Source organism: Halorubrum sp. Atlit-28R, from assembly GCF_003665955.1.
Lineage (GTDB): Archaea > Halobacteriota > Halobacteria > Halobacteriales > Haloferacaceae > Halorubrum > Halorubrum tropicale.
Window position 1 is genome coordinate 1 of record NZ_QPLS01000211.1, and the last position, 465, is coordinate 465.

At 68.2% G+C, this 465-nt stretch carries 1 protein-coding gene; it reads left to right on the plus strand.

Translation table 11 applies throughout. The features are described from left to right. Positions 1-66: 66 nt before the first annotated feature. Positions 67-465 (plus strand): ATP-binding protein (locus DVK06_RS17590; protein ID WP_147438185.1); only part of this gene is annotated, 399 nt, incomplete at its 3' end.

Consider the following 465-nt stretch of genomic DNA (forward strand, 5'->3'; position numbering starts at 1 on the left):
GGGTCAGAACGACGAGGACCTCGACGACGACCTCGCGCCGCTCGCGGGTGTCGGAGGTGCGTGACGATGCAGGCGTACCACACGGTCGTCACCGGCGACTCCGGCGGCGGGAAGACGACCCTGCTGCGTGAGATGCAAGCCGAGTTCCCCGGTCTGAGTATCTGGGTCAACTTCACCAACACCGACGGCATCACCGGGCGCGACCTCGACGACGCCGCGACGGTCCGGTCGGTCGGCGAAGCTCGCGAGTCGGACGCGACGCGACTGAACTGGGTGACCGACTCCCCGCTCGAAACGGCGCGGCAGGCGCGGACGGTCGCCCACGAGTATCACGAGGCGACGGGCTTCCCGACGCAGGTCATCTTCGACGAGGCGCAGAACGTCCTTCCCGACGGCGAGGTCGAGTCGGACAACCCGGTGAAGCGGATGCTCCTCGAGGACCGCGACAAGGGGCTGAAGGTCGTT